Raw genomic sequence first — 21,469 nt, forward strand, 5'->3', positions numbered from 1 at the left:
GAAGCGTATGGGATGCACCTTGGATCTCTGCATCGCTGATGATGACGAACCCTCCCATGTCTCTTGGCATCCTTGTGCCTACATTCCTTCGTTCGGTCTAGTCATCAGGCAGAGGCCAGCTAAGCTCCTTTAGGGACTCAAAGTCGAATGGATGATATCGCGCCAGCTTCTCCGTGTCATCCTTGTTGTCTAGGGAATCGAGACGATAGGCATCAAGCAGCCGTTTCGAGACCAAAGATGTCCTGCATCATTCGCTTCGCATCGAACGCTTGGTGCTTCGTACACATAGCGTGCAGTACCTTCAATAATTTTCCGCATAACACCACAATCGATTGCTTCTTCCGTAACGGGTTTTCCGGTCGTGTCGTGTAATAGTCGTGCAGCTGCCGAAACGCTTCGTTGTGGCGGATCATCGGCATCATCACGCGGAACAGGAGAGCGCGAAGCCGTTTTCGTCCCCGTTTCGAGATCCGTTTCTGCCCTTTGTGTTGGCCGGAGGAATGTTCCCGCAGCGTCAGGCCCGCTAATTTGATGAGTTGCCGCGGATCCTGATAATGGGAGAAACTCCCGATCTCTGATAACAGTTCCACGATGGTCGCATCGCCTACACCCGGAACGGTCTTCAGCCATTCGTATTCGACGAAGGTCTGAACGAGTTCAATCAGCTGTTCTGTCAATGCCTCGATCTCTTTTTCCAGCTGGCGGTACCGGCGGACAAGTGTGGCGATTTCGATACGGGCCATCTGTTGTCCTTCCGTTACGCCAATGGAGTGTTGGGCCAGTTCTATGAGCTTCTTCGCTTTCGGCCTTTGCGGCGATTGTAATCCCTCACTTTGCCGGTAAAGGGCGAGAACCTCTTCTAGCTCTTTTCCTGCTAGATCACTCGGAAATGGCGTATATTCCAGTACCGCGAGCGCCATTTTCCCAAACGACGGAAAGACTTGCGTAAACTCTGGAAAATACCGATCGAGCCAGCGAATCATCTGATTTCGAACTGCTCCCTGTTCTTCCACCAATTTGGAGCGAAATGCCGCTCCAACGCGCAGCTCCGCCTCCATCCCTTTGAGAATGCGCGGATAGCTGAATCGGCCGTCTTTCACTAACCGGGCAATGACGAGCGCATCTTTCGCATCATGCTTGGTTGGAAGGTTATCGTCCAGCTCTTTGGAGCGCTTCACGTGCATCGGGTTTGTCATGACGAGAGGGATGCCTTTCTCATCAAGAAAATAAGCGAGATTCAGCCAATAATGTCCCGTTGGCTCGATGCCAACGATCACCTCGGTTTTTCCAAATTCCTTCATGGCTTCCACGATGCGCTGGTACAACCATTCCAATCCTTCTTTCGATTGCAGAACGGGAAACGGCTTTTTTAACACCCTCCCTCGCTCATCCACAAAGCAGGCATAATGTTTTTTCTTTGCGATATCCATCCCAACAACCAGCGTTTGATCGGTGACTTGATTAATCTTCTTGTTTGAGATAGAATGCATGTATAGTCCTCCTTGGTATTCAAATTAGGGGTCAATTCATCCAATTGACACCCCCGAATCATACCAAGAGGGCTTTTTTTATTCAAGTCCCCGGAAAAACTTCTAACAGGAATGCTCCTTAATTACTTCTTCTAGTCCACATATTATTTGTAATTTTGCTACCTTGATTTGTTCCAGTACCTCTTTGTTATCCGTCTTGATTTTGTCTAATTCTCTTATAGCATTGTCATCGCCAATTGTTCCTATCATAGCTATATCTGCGATTAAATCCGTGCCACTTTTTTTAGATAAATTTTGAATTTTTCTTTTTAATTGAGTTTCTTTATCCTCTAAAAAATCCAATACACTTTCTGCATAAGCTTTAACAAAAAATATCTCTGTCTCATCTTCAAGAATAGCTTTCAGAAAAGGGATGACACTACTGTCATTTAATAATTTCAATGTTTCTAATATTCCAAGCTTACCATTAGGATCTACTTTATAAAAGTATTTTTGTAAGATAGTAATTATGTCCCTTCCCATCTTAGCTAAATCTTGAGCAACTATATCTATATTATGCTCATTAAAATTATTAACTAAATTTCTAACCGTCTCCTCATATTGATTCATATTTTTCACCCCTAAAACGATCAAAGAGGGACACACTCTCAGTGTGTGTACCAAAATATCTTTAATAACTTGCCTTAATTATAATCCATGCGCCGGCTTTCTTATAATTCTTGAGTTGCCTTTTTACATAGCTTTTTTTCCAAGAACCTTTTGGTTTTAATTCAACGACAACCCTTCCTCTAAAAAATTGAAGGTCTGGACGTTTTTTAGTACCTCTTAATGGTTTATCGTATTTGCCTCCAGGAACAACTCTTTTCATCACTTTGGTCCATGCTTGGTGCGCGGCTCTCCCTCTAACAGATGCAGGACCTTTAGTAATATTGTAAATATTTCTTGCAACCTTGGCTGCACGGTAAGCACCTGAGCCTATTCCACCGATAGCACCTAAACCAGCTCCTATTGCAACAGAACCCCACAACTTCCAACCTTTGAGACCTCTACTTTTTGCAGACTTATACGACGATACCCCTCCGATTAACGCTCCTACTGCCATCCACACCCAATGCCCATCCGGATCCACCAACATCACCGGATTGTTATTTGCGTACGTGTATCCATTCTGCGTCAGGATATCGTCCGCATCTCCCGGGTCTGGATCCAAGGATAGGAACACACCTTGTTCTGGGCGGTAGTACCGGGCAATCAGGTAGTATAGACCCGTTTCGCTGTCATATTGGTATCCCGCATATCGGTATGGGTTTTCGTCCGCCACGGCGCCGGATTGGGAAAGAATATTCCCCCACGCATCGTATTGGTAACGGGCCACGATGTTTCCTTGTTCATCCGTCAGGGCGATGACATCGCCATGTGTATTATAGTGGTAAAAGTACCTATATATCCATTTTTAGGAAATCCTTTTATACATTTTCAAAGGGCTGCCCTATATAGATGTGACAGCCCATTTTGCAATATTAATCAATCAAAAATTTTTTAACTTTGCACTTTAACTGGATAATCTACTAGAAACTCCTCTCCATTGATCACTATACTTTTAGCTTCAATAAATAATAGTGCCTCCCAAAACTCAAGTACAAAGTTAGCTGAAGAAAAGTATTCACCAACCCAAATTTCTTTTGACGAACTGATATGAATTTTACCTATACCATTCTTACAATAATCAATTGAAGTTAGCTCAATGTAATCTCCATCTTCTGGATCAACTGGGTCCAAGCGGGAATCTCCAGAGTTTTCTACGAAATAAAAAGAGGAAACACCTTTGAACACAATCTTATAATATTTCTCATTATCAACTACTTTCACATTTAGACTAATCGTATGAGATAAAATATCAATATGAAAACTTTTGACTACGGTAGCCCACATTTCATTTAATAAAGCAACTAATTTTTTTTGATTCATACTAATCACTCACCTAATCTCTCCTCTGTATTTATTAATTATTCTCACAATTTGTTTATAGGATCTTCTCGATACATTAATATGTGTGAGCTCCCGACGATTAGACCATTCACCATCTAACGTCAAAGAGCCGCGTCCATCTTTACTTATTCTAAAGTACGGTTTATTACGTATTCCGCCTTTATTCATAACTCTTACAACTAGGGGTTTTTTACCATCTGGAATAGTTACCTTCCATCCATCGCCTTTAGTTCTTCCTAAAGTTCCCCCAAACTTTTTTGACACTTTTTTCGCCAGCCTATAAGTTCTTGAAAACTTACCTGATTTATAGGCACCATAAGCGATTTTCACACCTTTGAATGCAACACCGCCAACAATCCCTACACCTACAGCAATCGCCGCTGCTTTCCAACCGCCTTTTTTAAAGGCTTTATACCCATCATACGCCGCAAATCCCGCATTAATCGCCATCCACACCCAATGCCCATCCGGATCCACCAACATCACCGGATTGTTATTTGCGTACGTGTATCCATTCTGCGTCAGGATATCGTCCGCATCCCCCGGGTCTGGATCCAAGGATAGGAACACACCTTGTTCTGGGCGGTAGTACCGGGCAATCAGGTAATAAAGACCCGTTTCTTGGTCATATTGGTATCCCGCATATCGGTATGGGTTTTCGTCCGCCAAGGCGCCGGATTGGGAAAGAATGTTCCCCCACGCATCGTATTGATAACAGGCGACGATGTTTCCTTGCGCATCCGTCAGGGCGATCACATCGCCATGCGCATTATAGTGGTAAAAGTACGTCGCATTGCCTTTTTTCATGGCAAGGAGTTGTCCGTTTTCTCCGTATATATACGATCTTACCACATTTCCGCTTGCATCGGTTTCATACAGAACGTTTAGGCTGTCGCCTTGGTAATGGTAGTTCGTAATGACGCCATTGACATTCTTTTGGATGCGCCGGCCGTCTTCACTGTACAATAAAAAGGTTATCCCTTAAATCACGGGATAACCTTAAAAAGGCTAAATACATTTTTGATTTTGTTTCTCGTAGTAAGAATTAATAAGCATTTCCACTATATTATTACTACCAATCAGACCAATTGGATTTTTTATTTTTTCCCCTTCCTCTTTAGAAATAGGCTCTAATTCGGCTATTGGTGTATTCGCATCCCCTCGACTCACAAAATATTCCTTGCCATTGTAAAACACAAAATCAGGTAACTCATATTCTTCAGGATTGAATTTTCCTTTAGACAATTTCCCAATAATTTTCCATTCTTTATTAACGATTCCATATATTCCACTGTTAATAGTATATAGAACAGAAAGTTTTTCAAATTGATTACTAAAGTTTTTTATATCTAATATTTCATTAGTGAAGATATCAAAATATTGTATATAAATGTCATCCTTTAGCCCTTCTCCTTTTACTACTAACCCATAAGCATATTTTTCAATTCCTTTAAGCGGGATTGCAAATACAATACCTGGTTCAATGTTAGGAGCCTTTTTTCTCTTTTTCAATTTAAATTTTACATCGGTGATTTCCATTTCCTCCAATTGTTCGGCTATATTTGAATCAAGTTGTATTGCCTCCATAATCAATGCTTCCAATTCAGCTACCGTTGGCATTCTTTCTAAATCTTCTTGATAAATTTTTTTGATTTCTAAGAGCGTATCATTTAACAAATCGATTGCATCATCACTTAAAACAACTGTTTCCTTGTTCTTTATGCTTTCCCAAAATGACATTGTATCACCAACCATACCATCTTATTACTACTTTTTCTTGAGTCAATAGCTTATCTAAATTGTTATAAAAAGACGACACTGCTATAAAGCAAGCAGGTCGCCTAGATTGGTTCTATCGTACTGTTTGCTTTTGCTTTATTTTTTCAAACCAATTTTCTGCAACATCCAAATATGGTAAAACATTCTTAGCTATTCGAATAAATTCTGTTTCCTCTAAATTTTGGTTTTCGTTATCGAATTTAAACCAATCTTTATCTCCATTTTTATTATTCATTATTCTAAAACGATTGTTTAAGTGAAAAGCATTCATCTTTTGAAATGGTCGAACTATACCATCAACTATCACGTTTCCTTCCTCATTAACCCTTGCTACTCCAGCTTCTATTATAAATCCTCCTCCCCATTTATCAAATTGAAACGATAGCAAATAACCTAACTGACCTTCTTGCTTCCTAAAATGAGGAAAAGCCTCTTTAAATCCCCTGTTTCTTAATTCTGGGACTACTATTTTCTTTAAAGCACCGACCATTTTATCCTTATTAGATAATATAAAGATCCCCCCCTTTACTTGTTAAATTTGAAATAATTTAATACAGTACGTGCCATTAAAGCAAAATAGGATTCAAGCTGGGTGTCTGAATTCTATTTTGTCTACAACAGTCTGATACTCAAACCATCTTAACTGATTTTGAGTCTATATGACATAAGTAACTATGAGCAGTATTTAAAAATATCTAGATGGTGCCGCAGTTGGTCAAGCATATACGGTAATGTAGAAATGTGTATATGCAGACTGCTACTAAAAAAATCCTCGCTGTGTAAATCCTTAAACTGAACCTGAACAATTCCTCCTCCACTATTGTAGATTTGCACTACAACATTTAGTTCCTTAGATTCTGAATGAAAAACTGCTTTACCTTCTTGTTCTCTGTATATTTTCTTTAAACTTTCATAGAAATGAAAGATATCATGATTGTCAAAATGAAAGTGAACCGTTTCAGCTATAAAGCCACTACCTTTTAGCTTTACTTTTCCTGTAAAGTAGCATCCACCAAAAAACGGATCCCCTTCATTTTCAAAGTCCGTGATAATTAGCTCTAGGCTTCGATCTGCGTCTTCCTCACATACAAATACTTTCATGCTTTGCATCCTTTCTACCAGTTATATTCGTTGCTTATATGGCTCATAGTGGAAATGACGTACCCGTTTGGTTCTCTTATTATATACAACTGTTAACTGATATTTTTTATACTTGTAATTTCTGGGATCGCCTATGGAATGTCTTGCTTTTTCTAACTTATGCATGGTTATAGTATATTTATTATAGCCTTTAGCCCCATCTCTGGATTTCTTACCATAGACAATTGCTCTTGCTAAAATCTGTCTCGGAACATAGCGGTCCGAATTTTGCATATGTTTAAACGCCGTGCTATCAAATATCATTTTTTTAGCAATTGGCTTCACTTTATAAGCTCGATATAGTGCCTTACCTGCTTTGAATCCAACTCCCCCGATAAGCCCTACACCTACAGCAATTGCCGCAGCCTTCCATCCAGCTTTTTTAAATGCCTTATATCCATCATAAACCGCAAACCCTGCATTGATGGCCAGCCAGACCCAATGCCCATCCGGATCCACCAACATCACCAGATTGTTGTTCGCATACGCATACCCATTCTGCGTGGGAATATCACCCGCATCCCCTGAGTCTGGATCCAAGGAAGGGAACACACCGTGCCCTAGACAATAAGAAAGCTGCTTAACGGAACCCCATAGGACAAAAAAACAGAAGGACGAATTTGCGTCCTTCTGAAGAAAAATTTTAAACTGTCAATCTGGTGAAAAATGATTCAACTTTGATAATATTTTAGAGCTATTCATTATGCCTCTCTTAATTTTACAGAGGTATAACGCTTTGAATTTTTCTCGTAAAGCGCTATTTCATCATCACTTATCCACATTAAATGACCTAAAAACCTATCGTAAATAAGTTCATCGGGTTCAGTTGACACTATTTTTTTTTCAAGTAATACTTTATCTTTTCTATCTTTAATCACCATCTTTATTGTAAAATCATACAGATCGTGATTACAATGTACCCTCAGCTTTGTATTTTTTATTTGGACTTAATTTAGGCTTGTTCCAAATAAACTCATTAATATAGTTTAACTCCTTTACTCTCTCATAAGCTTCTTGAAAAGGATTAGGATCCCAATTTTTTCCTCTAATAACAAAATCGAGGCTATTTTTCAACAGTTCTAGGATCTCTATTTTTTTTTTGTTATCTGGATACTCTAGAAATTCTTGAATATTATATGGCACTAAGACTTGACAAAAACCATCAAAACATCCTAATAGTTTCATCTTGGGGTAATTACCACAATGGAAATTTAACTGCCTACAATCAGCGGTTTTATATTTTTTATCAAAGACCCGTTCATACAATTTGGTAATACATCTAGTTTGAAAAGAAAAACTTTTTTTAACGTCGGATATCCCTTCTTCTCCTAATAATAGAAATGTTTTCAGTAACATAGCTTACCCCTTTCTTTATGTTATCACGGTCTGACATGAAGATACATATTACCCCCAGCTTTTCTCACTGCATAAGCTCTTCCTCTCTCCCACTTTAGAGCTTTCTCTCTTCCATAAATATTTCTCTTAACAATCCGAGCATAGTATCTTTGATACCCCGCTTTTTTATTCCACTTATTGACCTGACGGTTAGCCCTAGGTGATGTACCGTTTTTGTTTAGCTTAGCACCACTAATACCTACTTTAACTATACGTTTTTTACCGTTAACTATTTCATAAATTTCATACCCATGATGAATCCTCTTTGAGAATCGACTATTACCATGCACAGCTTTAATAATTTTACTAGCAGCTTTGAACTTGCCACCAAAACCAACAAAATTGATAGCCGCCGCAGCTGCGACGCCTTTCCATCCTTTCCCTGACTTGTATGCCTTATACCCATCATACGCCGCAAATCCCGCATTAATCGCCATCCACACCCAATGCCCATCCGGATCCACCAACATCACCGGATTGTTATTTGCGTACGTGTATCCATTCTGCGTCAGGATATCGTCCGCATCCCCCGGGTCTGGATCCAAAGAAAGGAACACGCCATGCGTTGGATGATAGTACCGGGCAATTAAGTAATAGAGACCCGTTTCGTTGTCATATTGGTACCCCGCATATCGGTATGGGTTTTCGTCCGCCAAGGCACCGGATTGGGAAAGAATATTCCCCCACGCATCGTATTGATAGCGGGCAACAATGTTTCCTTGCTCATCCGTCAGGGCAATGACATCTCCATGCGCGTTATAGTGATAAAAGTACGTCGCATTGCCTTTTTTCATAGCAAGGAGTTGCCCGTTTTCTCCGTATATATACGATCTTACCACATTTCCGCTCGCATCGGTTTCATACAGAACGTTTAGGCTATCCCCTTGGTAATGGTAGTTCGTAATGACGCCATTTACATTCTTTTGGATGCGCCGGCCGTCTTCATCATATTTGTACGTCACAAAAGGAGTGCTTTCTCCTTTTCTCGTAATGGAAACCAATTGGTCCGCTTCGTTCCATTCGTATTGATATTTTCCATCTTCGAGACGGTTGCCGTTGGCATCATATGTGATCGATTCGTTTCCAAAACGAATGAGCTGATTGGCAGCGTTATAATCGGCATTGGTCGTCGTCGACTGCCCATCCTTCGTTTTCACGATTTGCTTCCGGTTGCCGAATCCGTCATAGGAATATTCAATTTTCGTGCCATCTAGAAGCTGTTCTTCCACTAATTGGTCTAGGGCATCGTAACGGTAGACGGTTGTTTCCCCTGTTGGGGATTCCACTTTCGTCCGGTTGCCGTTTTCATCGTAACGGTACGTTTCCGATAAAATTTCTTTTCCGTCCGCCGTACCGACCGAAACGCTTTCCACTAAGCCGCAGTCATCATACGTAAAGGTCGAGCCGGCTCCGTTTCCTGTCGTGAGTGTCCGAACATTTCCTCTTTCGTCATAGTCAAAGCGATACGTATACGCTCCGTCTTGGGCGACCGTATTTTGATCCAATGCATTATATTGGTAATTGATCGTTTGGCTAAAAGACCCATGAGAGAACATGAACTGCTGCAATTTATCCGATGTGGTTGGGTACAGCCATTTTTGCAGCCCGCCACGGTCCGACAGTTCCACCAGCCGATTCGCTTTATCAAATGTTCTCGTTTTGGTGGTGCCGTCTTTTAGATATTGAACAGAAAGTTCGTTTCCGTTTTTATCATAACTAAATTCGTAATACGGGACGTTGTTGTAGAAAACAGTTTTGACTCTTTCGGCCCCGTCATACGTCCATTGAATCGTGTTTCCTTTCGGCAAAACCGTTTTGATTTTATTTCCGTTGGCATCATATTCATTCGTTGTCACATCATTGAGCGGACCGACGGTTTTAATGAGTTTACCGGTCGCATCATAAGAATAGGCAAATGTTTGAGACTGGCCGTCGCTTGTCCGAATGACTTTCGAAGTCATATTGCCATTTAAGTCATAATCGTAGTTGATGGAAGTGCCGTTCGCTAACAACAGCTGTTTTAAGCGATTCGATAAATCATACGTGTACTCTTTTTTGTTTCCTTTCTTATCGTACTCGCTTAACAGGTTTCCTACGGCATCATAATTCTTTTTCGCCACATAGCCTTTTTCATCCACTTCTTCCGTGACATAATTTCCGCTGGCATCGTATTTGTTTTTCGTCACCACGTTTCCTTCCTTGAGCCGGATCGCGTCAAACCATACCGTTCCCGTGTAATTGCCGCGGAAGACAGCGGATATGTCGATTTTATCAATTGGCTTGGAAGGTTGAATCGAAACGGCGGCACGGTTCCAATCTTGACTGCCAGCAGGGAAATCCGCGGTATACGTTTGGGTCGTTCCATCCACAAAGTATACTTTAGCCGTAATGGAATAATCGCTTGGGCTCACTGTGCCATTGGCTTTTACATTTTCAGCTTTCGAAACTCCAGTAAGCGTAAGATTAATTGGTGCATCACCAGATGTTTGGCCAACGATGATGGTCTGCTTATACTCACTTGCCGATTGCGTGGTGCTTGTTCTAGATATTTTTAGTGAGTACCCTCCATCAAATGATTGCGTAGAATCTACGCTTCCTCCTGTTCCACTCCAATTCGTGGTGGTTCCTTCAAAACTACTATTTACAACTGGGTTGTAGCTGGAAGAAACCTGCGCTTCTTCCAATTGAACATTATCAAACCAGGCTTCTCCGGAAGCATCTGGAGACTTATGATCGACCTCTAAATAGACGCGAATTTTGGCTGCATTCGAAGGAGTAGTAAACGTAACTTGCCGCTCTGTCCAAGGTCTTGTGCCTGTAAGTTGGCTATAACGATGATCCGCCCAAGAAATCGTTTGATTTTGACTATTCATGAATTGAACATTGAAAAAGGCATTGGCTTTAGTTAAATTCGTTTTGATCTTCCCGCTTAACGTATACGTGGTATTTGGTTTCACTGTGATTTCTTGGGTAGCCGCTACATAGCCAAGTTCTGTATTAGGAGAAGTAGAGTCAGCGACGATTTTTAACGTTTTTCTCCCTGTCAATCCATTATATACATTCGTGTCTTCCAGTAATTGCCCAGAATCATAATGACTGAGAAGATTCCAAGCTGTGATTCCTTGTTCAAAGCCGCTATTAGAGAGCAAATTCGTGGCACTGCCTAATGTATCGCTTTCTTCAATGATATTCCCATAGGCATCGTACTTCGATACAGAAGACGTTTTTCCCGATTGATCCGTTTCGGATACAGGATTTAAGCCATCATAGGCAATCGTGGTTGTATCGCCTTCCGTATCTGTCATGGAGATGACATCATTATTTTTGTTATACTCGTATGTTTCCGTACCATAACTATCTTTCGCCGTTAACACATTCCCCTTGGCGTCATACGTATATGATTCAGTAGGATTCGCTGCATTTTGATCATTCGGATCCCGTGATTCTACTAGATTATTTCCCTCATAAACATAGTTTGTCGTAATGTTTAAGCCATCTACGTCTTCGATAATTTGAATTGGGTTCGCTGCTTCATTAAATTTATACTGAATTTTACGGCCATTCGGTTGCGTTACGACAAGTTGTCGTTTTGTTTGGTCATAGTTCATCGTATAGATGCGGTTTTCAGGATCAATCGCTTGGCTTAGCCTGTCGCCATTATAAATGAACTGATTAACGACCGGTTTTGCTTCCGTATGCGTCGGTTCCAATACTTTCTCTAATCGACCAAGTTCATTATATTGGTATCTCGTTACTTCCCCGCCCGTCTGGGTTACTTTTGTTAACAAGTCGTTGTTATACTCATACGTGATTGTCCGATTCATTGGGGCGGTAATTTTCTGGATTCTGCCGCTTGCGTTGTACTCCATACTCAGTTTTCTGCCCGACGCATCGGTAATCGACACTAGCTTTCCGTTAGAATAACTGTAGGTAGTGGCATTCCCATGTCCATCTACGATTTTAGTTAACTTGCCGTCACTTTTTTGAAAGTGGATTTTCGTTTGATCTTTTGTCGTCAGTATATATTCATCGGTTGTTTCGCTTAACTCCAAGTAAACACCTGTCGGGGCTTTATACGTGCCGTCGGATAATTTCGTGAATATATGGAGCGTGCCATCTTCATCCGTAAATCTTGCTTCATTTCCTTGGGCAACGATGTTCATTTCCGCATCGCTATGCCATCCTTTTCCAAACAATCCAACCGATGTGGATAAACTATTGTAAGTTCTTGTGATTTCAAGCCCCGGTCCTCTTCCGGAAATCGAAACATCGTCTTCGTCTATAATCAGATTACCGGTAGCGGCATTCACGCTGCCATACGGAACATCAATGATGGACCAGTACTCTTCTTTTCCTAAATACTCATTCGCCTCCGGAATTTTCACCGTCAATGCATTACTGGAAAATACTGTTTCCCCATCCGCATTGTATGCACTGAGTCGGAAGTAGTAATTGGTGCTTGTGGCGTATTTTGTCCCCATTTTCTCATACATTGGGGAAGGATCTTTCGGAAGTTCCAATCCTTTTCCATCATGATGCAACGTTAAGGTGCTGGAATCCCCCTGTTGGATTTCCTCCGGAGTTGGCCAAATTCCTTTGTTTTGTGTCGTCCAATGGTCCACGTCTCCTACATCAAATGCTTCATAGTAAAGTCCATTGAAAATCCACACTTTATACCCTGTCGCTCCAGGAATCTTATCCCAGTTTAACATGACATAGCCAGAGTTGCTCCCCGATTGATTGCTGTAAGCAAATCCGGAAGGCGCTGATGGCACTGGCAAATCTGGAATACTAGGCATATACGCATCCGAAAAGACGGTTTCCCCTTGAGAGTTATAGGCACTTACTCGAATCCAGTAGTTGGTAGCCGTTGCGTATTTTGTTCCTGCATTAGCGTAGACCGGGGACGGGTCAACAGCTAATTCTGTGCCAAGACCATCGTTTACATGCAACTTATATCTACCTGCATGAATTTCCGTGGAGGTTGGCCAATACTTTTTGTTTTTCGTTGTCCAAGAAGTGACGTTCCCGACATCTAACGATTCATAGTAGGAACCGTTAAAAATCCAAATTTTATACCCCGTCGCTCCACTCACAGGATTCCATTTGAAATCGATATATCCTGTTCCATTTCCGTTTGTATAACTTACCCCCGTCGGAGCAGATGGTTTTGCCAAATTCGGAATGGTCGGCATATACGCGCCTGACATGGCGCTTTCGCCTTGAGGAAAAATCGCACTGACTCGGAACCAGTAGTTCTTGCTATTCGGATAACTTCCTCCTGAATTTCGATAGACCGGGGAAGGATCGACAGCAAGCTCCGTCCCTAACTGATCTTGGTGCAGGTCGTATCTTCCAGCGCTAATTTCAGAAGGGGGCGGCCAGATTTTTTTCCCCTTTGTACTCCAGGAAGTGACATTGCCTACATCAAACGCTTCATATGATTTCCCGTTATAAATCCAAACTTTATAACCCGTAGCACCAGGAACCGGATCCCATGATAAATTGATATATCCTGTGCCATCCCCATTACTGAAGGCCGTTCCTGTCGGCGTATTTGGAACTGGTATCGTATACGTAACAGACAAATATGGTTTATAACTGCTATTCGTGGTGGAGACAACCTTTTTCCAATACGTTTGTCCATTGCCATTCGTATGAAGTTTAAATCCGTAATTTGGCTTTGTCCCGGATGCCCATTCTTTTACCGTATTCGTTACATCAAATTGCGCCCATTGGTCTCTTGCGACATCAACCTTGCCAATGTTGGTGGAGGAAGGTTTATTATTCCACGTTAACGTGCTCGCGGACCATGGACCGTTGACAACATCTAGCCATAGACCTGTTGGTGTTGTTGCATAATACGAATGGGTGACATATACATTGAATGTGGCACTCGTCACATTCATATTTTTGATGCTCGATAGATCTTGATTCAAAAAGCCATAGCAAGTACCTGTTGTTCCATCATAATAACCAACTTTCAAAACGTATTGTCCCTGCGCCGAATCCCACTTACTTGATGAGGAACTATAGTTGGTTGTCGGATATGCGCTCATTACAAATGCATCGGTAGACACATTAATGGAAGTACTCGGATCAATATAAACAGGGTATACACGTTTAGGGTCTTTCAGCCATTCGGGATCGGCTTTAACTGTTAAAATGTATCCTTCATCATCTTTTTGCAATTCATAACTTACATTCTCCGACCGTTGAGCTTCTCCAGAATGCTCATCAACATGGGAATCAACCATAAAAGGCTTCGGCAACTCAAAAACCTTTTCATTTTCTTTATTTGTAAATAAAATGGAGCCATCGTCTTGAATGTCTGCTTGTAAATCCGTTTTCAGACGGAATTTGAAAATATGATAGCCAGTAAAAGAATGAAGAACTAAATCTTCTTTCGTTGACTCGTTAAAGGTCATATTTTGTAGGTCTATGCTCGGAAAAATGTTTTTGTGAAGAATTTTGTTGTCTTTTTTCTGATAGACAGCCTTTGCATCCTTCGCCTTGATCGGCTTCGCTTCATTCCCAGATGCCTCTAAAATCGAATAAGAGATAAAATGTCCATTGTAACGAAACGTGGCGTATTCTCCATTGAACATTTTTTTGTAAAAGGTAGTTTCCAAAACGGTGTTCTCCGTCTCCACACCGTTCTCATCGCTCGCAGAGTCCGTTAGATTCGAAGATGTTTCCTCAAATAGCGGCTCTCCCTTTTTCTTACGATGAATCGGTTCGAAGTAGATCTTCTTGGTAAACGTCCCATCGCCGTTGTCGTACACTTTGGTGTTGGCGGTTCGCTGCTCCACGATTTCCCCTGACTTGTGTTGACGTTTCGGGGCTTCCGGCACCTTTGGCGGCTCTTCTTTTGGCACTATACGGCCAACTCCTGATTGGATCGTTTCGGCGAATCCCTTTGTCGGGATGATTGACACCATTAAAGCCCATACGACCATCCAAACTAACCATCGTCGCAAACAAATGTTTCTCATATGCTCTCCTTCCCGATTTCCATTATTTTTACAATAAAATTGTATCTTTCCTCCTCCCTGCCATCCACCGTTTTCGACAGACAAAGTTCGACATGGTTTTGGGCTGGAACGTCTACAATCCTATAATGAATGTTGAAATGTTTCCCTTCTTTATTTATTTGAGAACGAGCATGGAAGAAGAGGAGGTAGGCTTTTGAAACGATCCATTGCAACACCGTTACAAGGAATTCACACCCATTTCACATCATGCTTGTGCAATGAAAAAGCAATACCGCCTAACCAAAAGAAAAAACCCCAAACGGTCATTGATGCCTCCCGTTTGGGGTTCGTTGTTCAAGAGTAAAGCACGATCATCGCAATGAAAAAGTACGCCGCGTTGGCGATTTCCAAGATGCCTAGTTTCATGATCGGCAGCGATGTTCCGTATAAGTAGACGGCGCGAATGGCGCTCGGCGCATAGGCCAAAACGGCGAACGGCTCGCCGATGGCGATCAAGCCGCCAATAAGCAGGGCATGATAGCCCCATGACAGCCATTTGTATCGCACGTTTTTCTTTTCGCGAATCATCGTTTTGACGTAAAACGTGCTGCCGATGAAAAAGAGGAAGGAAAACAGGGCGAGTTCAAACGCTTCGGTCGTCAACGCCCCGCGTCCGGCGTAAAAGGCGCCCAAGCCGCCGACGCAAAACGCCGCGATGGCCGCTGCATCGTTCCAAAAGGCGCGCTCGTTCTTTTTCTTGCTGTAGTAGATGTTTACTAGGAAAAACGGAATCATCGCCAATCCGAAGAGAACAAGAGCCGGCCGCTGCCAAAGGGAAACGGCCAGCGCCGGCGCGGCGATGGCGCCATAGCGAATGGCAGCGGGCATGTACGGCTCGTTCCGCTTCGTTTTGACCGCCATCAAGAGCGGATACGTCGCCAAGTAGAGCGCAAGCCAAGCGAGAAAGAGCGGCGCGTGAATCCACGAGAGTCCGCCGGCGCAGGCACCGAGCCAAAACGGGATGATGAGCATCGCCCAAGCGCCGTGTTGTTTAGGCATCACCCATTGGCTTTTGTTCGCCATCTCCCTCACCCCCCGCTCACTGGCGGAATAAAGGCGACCGTGTCACCCGGCTGAAGCGGTGCGTCGTCGCGGGCGTACTCCTCATTGACCGCAGTCATGACGCGGTCAAGCGGCAAGCCGTAACGCGCTTCTACTTCTTCTTTCAGCTTCCCTACGGTGTCAGGGACGTGCGGCCATGTCACTTCCCGCTCTCCGACTTGTTCGCCCAAATGGGCAAAAAACAACACACGAATCATCGTTCATCCACCTCCGGCTTTCCGGACGGATAAGCTTTTGTTTCCAGTTGATCGCCAATCCATGCGCTGCCATCTTCCCATTGTTCTTTTTTCCAAATCGGTACGATTTGTTTGATCCGTTCGATGGCGTAACGGTTCGCTTCATACGCTTCCGCGCGGTGCGGCGAAGAAACCGCAATGACGACAGCGATGTCGCCGATCTCAAGGCGCCCGATCCGGTGGGTGATTGCCGTTTTCGCTCCCGGCCATTTTTGAGCAATTTCCGCTCCGATTTGCGCCAGCATTTTCTCGGCCATCGACACGTACGCTTCATATTGCAAAAAGAGCGTCCGTTTGCCGTTCGTCCATTCGCGCACCGTGCCGGCAAACACGGCGACCGCGCCGGCTTCCGGGCGCATCACTTTTTTCATCACGTCCTCAACCGAAATCGGCTCGGACGTGATGGCAAACAACGATTCCGTCATGTCCGCCTTCTCACCTCATTCATCAACCATGGGATATATTCGGCCTCATCAGCCAGCAAAAACACGGGGTGCGGCAACGGCTGGGAAAGCGGCTCCCAGGCGATGACGGCGCGGATGTTGGCGAGATGCTGAAGCGACACCCAATCTTCCTCGGAGCGCACAAGCACCACTTTCGGATGCGGCGCCTGCTTATAACCTTCAACCAGCACGAGGTCCAGCCGAAGCGGCGCATAAAGCGCTAACACATCATCCAACCGCCACAACGGGCGGCGGAGATGCAGCTGCAACAGCCCGTCCCCTTCCACCGCTGCCGCCACCGCCCCCGCCCGCTCATGACGGACGGAATCGACGCCTTCCGGCCGTGCCGGCTCGCCGCCATGGCCGTGATGTTTCACCGTCCCGACGCGCCATCCTTCCCGGACGGCGGCCGCCACCCATTTTTCGACGAGCGTCGTCTTGCCTGTATGTTTATAGCCGACGACTTGCCAGACGTTCATTCGCTTGACCCCTCATCGTCATCCAAAAGCCACGCTTCCACCTCATCGCCAACCGCAAACCCTCTCGTCCCGCCCGGCAACACCATCAAGGCGTTGGCAAAGGCAAGCGAGGTGACGATGTTCGACTTGTCCATGCCGACCGGCTTCACGACAAGCCGACCGTCAACCACCTCGACCCGGCTGCGCACGAAGCGGGTGAACGGATTCGGTTTTGGAAAATCGGCGCCGAGCGTGGCCTTGACTTTTTTCAAATATGGCTTGGCGGAAAACAAGCGCGTCCGCACGACCGGGCGGACAAACAGTTCATAGCCGACGTAGCACGCCGACGGATTGCCGGACAGGCCAAACAGCAGCTTGCCATTCCACTCGGCGACGGTCGTCACGCTCCCCGGGCGCATGGCGATTTTGTTAAACAACACATTCGCCCCAAGCCGCTCATAAATGGCGGGCAAATAATCGAAGTCGCCCACCGAGACGCCTCCGGTCGTAATGAGCATGTCCACTTGGTCGAGCGCCTCGCGCACGGCGTGAAAGCACGCGTCAAGGTCGTCGGCCAGCTGGCCAAAATAGATCGGCTCAGCGCCGCTTTTGAGCGCCTGTGCTTCAATCATGTAGGCGTTGCTGTTGCGGATTTTTCCCGGAACGAGCGGTTCAGAAACGTCAAGCAGCTCGCTGCCGGTCGCAAACAAGCCGATCCGCGGCTTTTTCGCCACCTTCACTTCGGCATAGCCAAACGTCGCCAACAGCGCCGCCACTCCCGGATTGATGCGCGTTCCTTTCTCAACGAGCGGCTGTCCCTTCTTGGCGTCTTCCCCTTGAAACGAGATGTTGTCGCCCGGGCGGAACGGGCGCTTAATCGACATATACGTTTTTCCATCCCGTTCATACTGTTTGGCCAGCTCCAACATGACGACCGCATCGCACCCTTGCGGAATTTGCGCCCCGGTCATCAGACGCACCGCTTGAAACGGACCGACCGTTTTGGCGGCGACTTGTCCAGCACCGATCGCCTCAATCACTTCAAACTCTACTGAGTGGTTCAGCCCCGCTCCTTCCGAATCGGCGGCGCGAATGGCAAATCCGTCATACGGGGAGCGGTCAAACGGCGGCACGTCATGGTCAGCGCGCAAATCTTCAGCCAAATAGCGGCCATACGACCGCCGAAGCGGCACCGTTTCCTCTTCCCCCACTCCGGCATAGCGCATCACCCTAGCGATCGCTTCCGCTACAGGAATCGGGGTTCGTCTTTCGACCATCTCTCTCTCTCCTTTCAATCATATGGCTGGCGGCAACGATAATCTTTCTTTTACCGTTGTTGCCATTGTTGCAGCTGTTTTATGCCTTCTGCCAACTTTTCATCAACGACACTCGCATCGGCGATATGTTGCAAAATCATCTCCCGCGTTTCGCTGAACAACGCGGCTGATTGTTCGAGTGCATGCCTCACTTTATCTGCATAGCGGTATTGTTCCTGAATATAGTTTAGCACGTCTTGGGCTCGATGTTCGACTCGATTGATCAGCTCCATCATCCCCGACCATTTTCGCGCTGTATGGATGCTCATTTGGACAACCGTTTCGATCAAGGACGAAATGGCTTCCGTCTGCTCTAACGACCGCTCAATTTCCTGCTGCACGGCATCGGTTAACTGGTGAATGGTCTCCGTGCTGTCCGCCGTATGCTCAGCCAACTTTCTCACTTCGGCAGCGACGACGGAAAACCCTTTTCCATGCTCCCCGGCGCGGGCGGCTTCGATCGAGGCATTTAACGCAATCAAATTCGTCTGTCCGGCGATTTCTTTGATCACTTTCACAATTTGTTCAATCTCTTGCGAGCGGCCGCGCAACCGATGCATCGCCGCCGACGTCGTTTTCATCTCATTGCCGAGCCTCCCCATCGCCTGCTCCATTTCTTCCGACATGCGGATGCCTTCTTTTGCTGCCGCGACCATCTGGCCCGCTGTCTCCGTCAACGAGTCTCCTTGTTCGCACAGACGGTCGGAGATCGCGTATGATGACTTGCTGAGTGTACTGACATGATCGACCTTTTCTTTCGTTCGGTCAACAAGTTGGCCTAATACATGGTGTTGTCCGTTGACCATCTCATGCTGGTGAACGATGTCCCGCAATTCCCCGAGCAGGCCGGCCACCGTCTCATGAATCGCTTCCTTTTGTCTCGTGAGCTCTTCTTTCATCTCAGCGAGTTGCCGTTCCAGTTCTGTTTTTTCCTCCTCCCACTGCCTTCCCTTCGCCAACGCCCACATATCCATCTCCCCTTTTCCTTCTTTGGATTTGCTTCTGTTGTCAACACGTTGTATGTTATCTGCTGAACATGTACTCTCTCGATTATGGAGCGAACACTGCCTTCCATAAACAGTCGGCAAAAGCCCGCTTTTCTTTATTGTACATGAAGAGGAAGAAGGCTGTTGTGAGGTTTATCACACGCATCACTGTCCACTTTTTTTCGTATATGTGAGATCCGTCACAACCCCCTCGCAAAAAACACGGTATGCTGAAGCTGTAACGACTTAACGATGGAGGGATGATCAATGGAACAGCGGTTTACCGAACAATCGTTGATTGGGGATATTGTTACGCAATTTCCGAAAGCAGCCGACTTATTTAAAGCGCGGCGCATCGATTTTTGCTGCGGCGGACAGCGCCCGTTAAAAGAAGCCATCGAAGAGCGCGGACTGGATGGCGAATCGCTCCTTCGCGAGCTGAACACCCTTTATGCGGAGGCGCAAAACAAGCCGACTGGAAACTGGGGCGAAGCGCCGCTAGCCGACTTGGTCGATCATATCATCAACACGCACCACCGCTATTTGAACGAGGAACTGCCGCAGCTCAGCCCGTATGTCACAAAAGTATTGCGCGTACACGGCATGCACCACCCGCACCTTTCCCGCGTGCATAAACGGTTTCATGAGTTAAAAACGGAGCTTGAGCAGCACTTGATCAAAGAAGAAACCGGAGCGTTCCCGCTCATTTTACAATTTGCCGACAACCCATCGCCGGAAAACCGAGAGGCGGTCGAGCGGGCCGTTCGCGAACTCGTCAATGAACATGACGCAGCCGGCGATTTGATCAAAGACATTCGCGACATCACCAACGACTTCACCCCCCCAGAAGACGCGTGCGGCACGTATCGGCTTGTCTACAACCGACTCGAAGCGCTTGAGGAAGATTTGTTTACCCATATTCATTTAGAAAACAACGTCCTCTTCCCGCGCGTGCTGGCAGCGGTGAAGGCATAAGCAAGCAAAGCCTTTCCCCCATTTGTAAGGCAAAGGCATGCGCAGCGAGCAATAAGAACAGGGCCGCTCTTCGATGGAAAGAGCGGCCCCGGTTCTTTGTTACCCCCCAATATACGACATTTCAATTTTCGCCCGTTGTTTCGCCGTTTCTTCCGTCCGTTCTTCCGAATAGCGATCTATCCGCTGATTCCAAACCGCAGTGATCAATGACTTCAGTTCCTCTTTCGTCGCCCCAGCGCGCAGGTTGTCTTTCAACGACACGCCTTTCGAGGCAAACAAACACGTATACAGCTTCCCGTCCGCGGAAATGCGCGCCCGCGTGCAACTTTGGCAAAACGTTTCCGTCACTGAGGCGATAAAGCCGACTTCAACGTTCGTGCCCACGTACCGGTAGCGGTTCGCCACCTCGCCGAAGTACGCTTTTTCAACCGGTTCGAGCGGATGCATGGCGTTGATTTGCTCATACATCTCTTTTTTCGTCACGACATGGGAGTAATCCCAGCCGTTCGTTGTGCCGACGTCCATAAACTCAATCAAGCGGAGCGGAATGCCTTGTTCTTTGAAATAGGCCGCCATCGGCACGATTTGCGAGTCGTTCCATCCTTTTTTGACGACCATGTTCACCTTGACACCGAGCCCCGCCGCCCGGGCGGCTTCAATGCCTTTTAACACCGGAGCGACGCCGACGCCGATGCCGTTCATTTTGCGGAAAATGTCCTCATCCAACGCATCCAAGCTGACGTTGACGCGCTTCAATCCAGCTTCTTTCAACCGCTGCGCCCATTTCACTAAATGGACGCCGTTGGTCGTCAAGCCGAGATCGCGCAGGCCGGGAATCGCAGACAGCCGCGCCACAAGCGCGTCCAAATCGCGCCTTAAGAGCGGCTCGCCCCCTGTCAGGCGGATTTTTTCGACGCCCAGCTCGACGAAGCATTCCGATAGAAGCGCCATTTCCTCGACCGTCAGCCGCTCGCCTTCCGCCAAAAAGCGAAAATTCGGCCCGAACACTTCAGCGGGCATGCAATAGACGCAGCGAAAGTTGCATTGATCGATCACCGATAACCGCAAATCGCGAAGCGGGCGGGACAGGCGGTCCATGACGTTCGTCCGGTTGCGATCGCTCATCGCGCTCCCTCCTTTCTGTTTCGTTCGCCGCACGATGGTGA

Annotated in this window: 17 protein-coding genes and 3 pseudogenes; 1 reads left to right on the forward strand and 19 read right to left on the reverse strand. The window is 45.6% G+C overall.

Going from position 1 to position 21,469, the window contains the following annotated elements:
• Nucleotides 1–212: 212 nt before the first annotated feature.
• From IC803_RS13310 to IC803_RS13390, 18 genes and pseudogenes are all read right to left on the reverse strand, one after another.
• Nucleotides 213–1,490, reverse strand: a complete 1,278-nt coding sequence (locus IC803_RS13310) for an IS110 family RNA-guided transposase (protein ID WP_190304212.1) — start codon at nucleotides 1,488–1,490, stop codon at nucleotides 213–215.
• A 102-nt stretch (nucleotides 1,491–1,592) separates the two neighbouring features.
• Nucleotides 1,593–2,099, reverse strand: coding sequence for a DUF1647 domain-containing protein (locus tag IC803_RS13315; RefSeq protein WP_190304213.1), 507 nt, complete (start codon nucleotides 2,097–2,099; stop codon nucleotides 1,593–1,595).
• A gap of 61 nt (nucleotides 2,100–2,160) precedes the next feature.
• A pseudogene (locus tag IC803_RS18230) lies at nucleotides 2,161–2,928 on the reverse strand (RHS repeat-associated core domain-containing protein); the annotation flags it as partial.
• Nucleotides 2,929–3,029: 101 nt separating this feature from the next.
• A complete protein-coding gene (locus IC803_RS13325; RefSeq protein ID WP_223811975.1) occupies nucleotides 3,030–3,458 on the reverse strand; it encodes a YxiG family protein in 429 nt (142 codons plus the stop codon).
• Nucleotides 3,459–3,467: 9 nt separating this feature from the next.
• Nucleotides 3,468–4,442 (reverse strand): annotated as a pseudogene (locus tag IC803_RS18530) (RHS repeat-associated core domain-containing protein); the annotation flags it as partial.
• Nucleotides 4,443–4,487: 45 nt separating this feature from the next.
• Nucleotides 4,488–5,219, reverse strand: a complete 732-nt coding sequence (locus IC803_RS13335) for an immunity 26/phosphotriesterase HocA family protein (RefSeq protein ID WP_158083283.1) — start codon at nucleotides 5,217–5,219, stop codon at nucleotides 4,488–4,490.
• A gap of 112 nt (nucleotides 5,220–5,331) precedes the next feature.
• Nucleotides 5,332–5,748, reverse strand: coding sequence for a DUF4304 domain-containing protein (locus tag IC803_RS13340; protein ID WP_223811976.1), 417 nt, complete (start codon nucleotides 5,746–5,748; stop codon nucleotides 5,332–5,334).
• A 182-nt stretch (nucleotides 5,749–5,930) separates the two neighbouring features.
• Nucleotides 5,931–6,359 (reverse strand): WapI family immunity protein, encoded by a 429-nt coding sequence (locus IC803_RS13345; protein WP_052009605.1) that lies wholly within the window; start codon nucleotides 6,357–6,359, stop codon nucleotides 5,931–5,933.
• Between the two features lie 21 nt (nucleotides 6,360–6,380).
• A pseudogene (locus IC803_RS18240) lies at nucleotides 6,381–6,956 on the reverse strand (RHS repeat-associated core domain-containing protein); the annotation flags it as partial.
• Nucleotides 6,957–7,099: 143 nt separating this feature from the next.
• Nucleotides 7,100–7,279: a hypothetical protein gene (locus IC803_RS18245; RefSeq protein WP_223811977.1), complete on the reverse strand. Its 180-nt coding sequence runs from the start codon at nucleotides 7,277–7,279 to the stop codon at nucleotides 7,100–7,102.
• 28 nt (nucleotides 7,280–7,307) lie between these two features.
• Nucleotides 7,308–7,754 (reverse strand): hypothetical protein, encoded by a 447-nt coding sequence (locus IC803_RS13355; protein WP_223811978.1) that lies wholly within the window; start codon nucleotides 7,752–7,754, stop codon nucleotides 7,308–7,310.
• 23 nt (nucleotides 7,755–7,777) lie between these two features.
• On the reverse strand, nucleotides 7,778–14,050 hold the full coding sequence (locus IC803_RS13360) for a DNRLRE domain-containing protein (protein WP_370543808.1): 6,273 nt from the start codon (nucleotides 14,048–14,050) through the stop codon (nucleotides 7,778–7,780).
• Between the two features lie 1,071 nt (nucleotides 14,051–15,121).
• On the reverse strand, nucleotides 15,122–15,850 hold the full coding sequence (locus IC803_RS13365) for a YwiC-like family protein (RefSeq protein ID WP_081207809.1): 729 nt from the start codon (nucleotides 15,848–15,850) through the stop codon (nucleotides 15,122–15,124).
• A gap of 5 nt (nucleotides 15,851–15,855) precedes the next feature.
• The gene (moaD, locus tag IC803_RS13370) at nucleotides 15,856–16,086 is read right to left on the reverse strand and encodes a molybdopterin converting factor subunit 1 (protein ID WP_081207808.1); all 231 of its coding nucleotides are present in this window, start codon (nucleotides 16,084–16,086) and stop codon (nucleotides 15,856–15,858) included.
• Nucleotides 16,083–16,550 (reverse strand): molybdenum cofactor biosynthesis protein MoaE, encoded by a 468-nt coding sequence (locus IC803_RS13375; RefSeq protein ID WP_081207807.1) that lies wholly within the window; start codon nucleotides 16,548–16,550, stop codon nucleotides 16,083–16,085. Before IC803_RS13375 ends, moaD begins: the two co-directional genes overlap by 4 nt.
• On the reverse strand, nucleotides 16,547–17,047 hold the full coding sequence (gene mobB / locus IC803_RS13380) for a molybdopterin-guanine dinucleotide biosynthesis protein B (RefSeq protein WP_081207806.1): 501 nt from the start codon (nucleotides 17,045–17,047) through the stop codon (nucleotides 16,547–16,549). The genes IC803_RS13375 and mobB overlap by 4 nt, the downstream gene beginning before the upstream one ends.
• The gene (glp, locus tag IC803_RS13385) at nucleotides 17,044–18,303 is read right to left on the reverse strand and encodes a molybdopterin molybdotransferase MoeA (RefSeq protein WP_081207805.1); all 1,260 of its coding nucleotides are present in this window, start codon (nucleotides 18,301–18,303) and stop codon (nucleotides 17,044–17,046) included. Before glp ends, mobB begins: the two co-directional genes overlap by 4 nt.
• 50 nt (nucleotides 18,304–18,353) lie before the next feature.
• Complete coding sequence (locus IC803_RS13390) at nucleotides 18,354–19,310, reverse strand: methyl-accepting chemotaxis protein (RefSeq protein ID WP_081207804.1); 957 nt, start codon at nucleotides 19,308–19,310, stop codon at nucleotides 18,354–18,356.
• A gap of 285 nt (nucleotides 19,311–19,595) precedes the next feature.
• Here IC803_RS13390 and ric point away from each other — a divergent pair, with 285 nt between their 5' ends.
• Nucleotides 19,596–20,303, forward strand: a complete 708-nt coding sequence (ric, locus tag IC803_RS13395) for an iron-sulfur cluster repair di-iron protein (protein ID WP_081207803.1) — start codon at nucleotides 19,596–19,598, stop codon at nucleotides 20,301–20,303.
• Between the two features lie 99 nt (nucleotides 20,304–20,402).
• On the opposite strand, the gene moaA is transcribed toward ric, so the two are convergent.
• On the reverse strand, nucleotides 20,403–21,428 hold the full coding sequence (gene moaA, locus IC803_RS13400; protein ID WP_081207802.1) for a GTP 3',8-cyclase MoaA: 1,026 nt from the start codon (nucleotides 21,426–21,428) through the stop codon (nucleotides 20,403–20,405).
• Nucleotides 21,429–21,469 lie beyond the last annotated feature (41 nt).

Origin of the sequence: Geobacillus sp. 46C-IIa, assembly GCF_014679505.1 — a bacterium.
Taxonomy (GTDB): domain Bacteria; phylum Bacillota; class Bacilli; order Bacillales; family Anoxybacillaceae; genus Geobacillus.

Bases quoted from the DNA above. Each gene is read 5' to 3' on its own strand.
- IC803_RS13310 (WP_190304212.1), bottom strand. From the start codon at position 1,490: ATGCATTCTATCTCAAACAAGAAGATTAATCAAGTCACCGATCAAACG.
- IC803_RS13315 (WP_190304213.1), bottom strand. From the start codon at position 2,099: ATGAATCAATATGAGGAGACGGTTAGAAATTTAGTTAATAATTTTAAT.
- IC803_RS13325 (WP_223811975.1), bottom strand. From the start codon at position 3,458: ATGAATCAAAAAAAATTAGTTGCTTTATTAAATGAAATGTGGGCTACC.
- IC803_RS13335 (WP_158083283.1), bottom strand. From the start codon at position 5,219: ATGTCATTTTGGGAAAGCATAAAGAACAAGGAAACAGTTGTTTTAAGT.
- IC803_RS13340 (WP_223811976.1), bottom strand. From the start codon at position 5,748: ATGGTCGGTGCTTTAAAGAAAATAGTAGTCCCAGAATTAAGAAACAGG.
- IC803_RS13345 (WP_052009605.1), bottom strand. From the start codon at position 6,359: ATGAAAGTATTTGTATGTGAGGAAGACGCAGATCGAAGCCTAGAGCTA.
- IC803_RS18245 (WP_223811977.1), bottom strand. From the start codon at position 7,279: ATGGTGATTAAAGATAGAAAAGATAAAGTATTACTTGAAAAAAAAATA.
- IC803_RS13355 (WP_223811978.1), bottom strand. From the start codon at position 7,754: ATGTTACTGAAAACATTTCTATTATTAGGAGAAGAAGGGATATCCGAC.
- IC803_RS13360 (WP_370543808.1), bottom strand. From the start codon at position 14,050: ATGGTTGATTCCCATGTTGATGAGCATTCTGGAGAAGCTCAACGGTCG.
- IC803_RS13365 (WP_081207809.1), bottom strand. From the start codon at position 15,850: ATGGCGAACAAAAGCCAATGGGTGATGCCTAAACAACACGGCGCTTGG.
- moaD (WP_081207808.1), bottom strand. From the start codon at position 16,086: ATGATTCGTGTGTTGTTTTTTGCCCATTTGGGCGAACAAGTCGGAGAG.
- IC803_RS13375 (WP_081207807.1), bottom strand. From the start codon at position 16,550: ATGACGGAATCGTTGTTTGCCATCACGTCCGAGCCGATTTCGGTTGAG.
- mobB (WP_081207806.1), bottom strand. From the start codon at position 17,047: ATGAACGTCTGGCAAGTCGTCGGCTATAAACATACAGGCAAGACGACG.
- glp (WP_081207805.1), bottom strand. From the start codon at position 18,303: ATGGTCGAAAGACGAACCCCGATTCCTGTAGCGGAAGCGATCGCTAGG.
- IC803_RS13390 (WP_081207804.1), bottom strand. From the start codon at position 19,310: ATGTGGGCGTTGGCGAAGGGAAGGCAGTGGGAGGAGGAAAAAACAGAA.
- ric (WP_081207803.1), top strand. From the start codon at position 19,596: ATGGAACAGCGGTTTACCGAACAATCGTTGATTGGGGATATTGTTACG.
- moaA (WP_081207802.1), bottom strand. From the start codon at position 21,428: ATGAGCGATCGCAACCGGACGAACGTCATGGACCGCCTGTCCCGCCCG.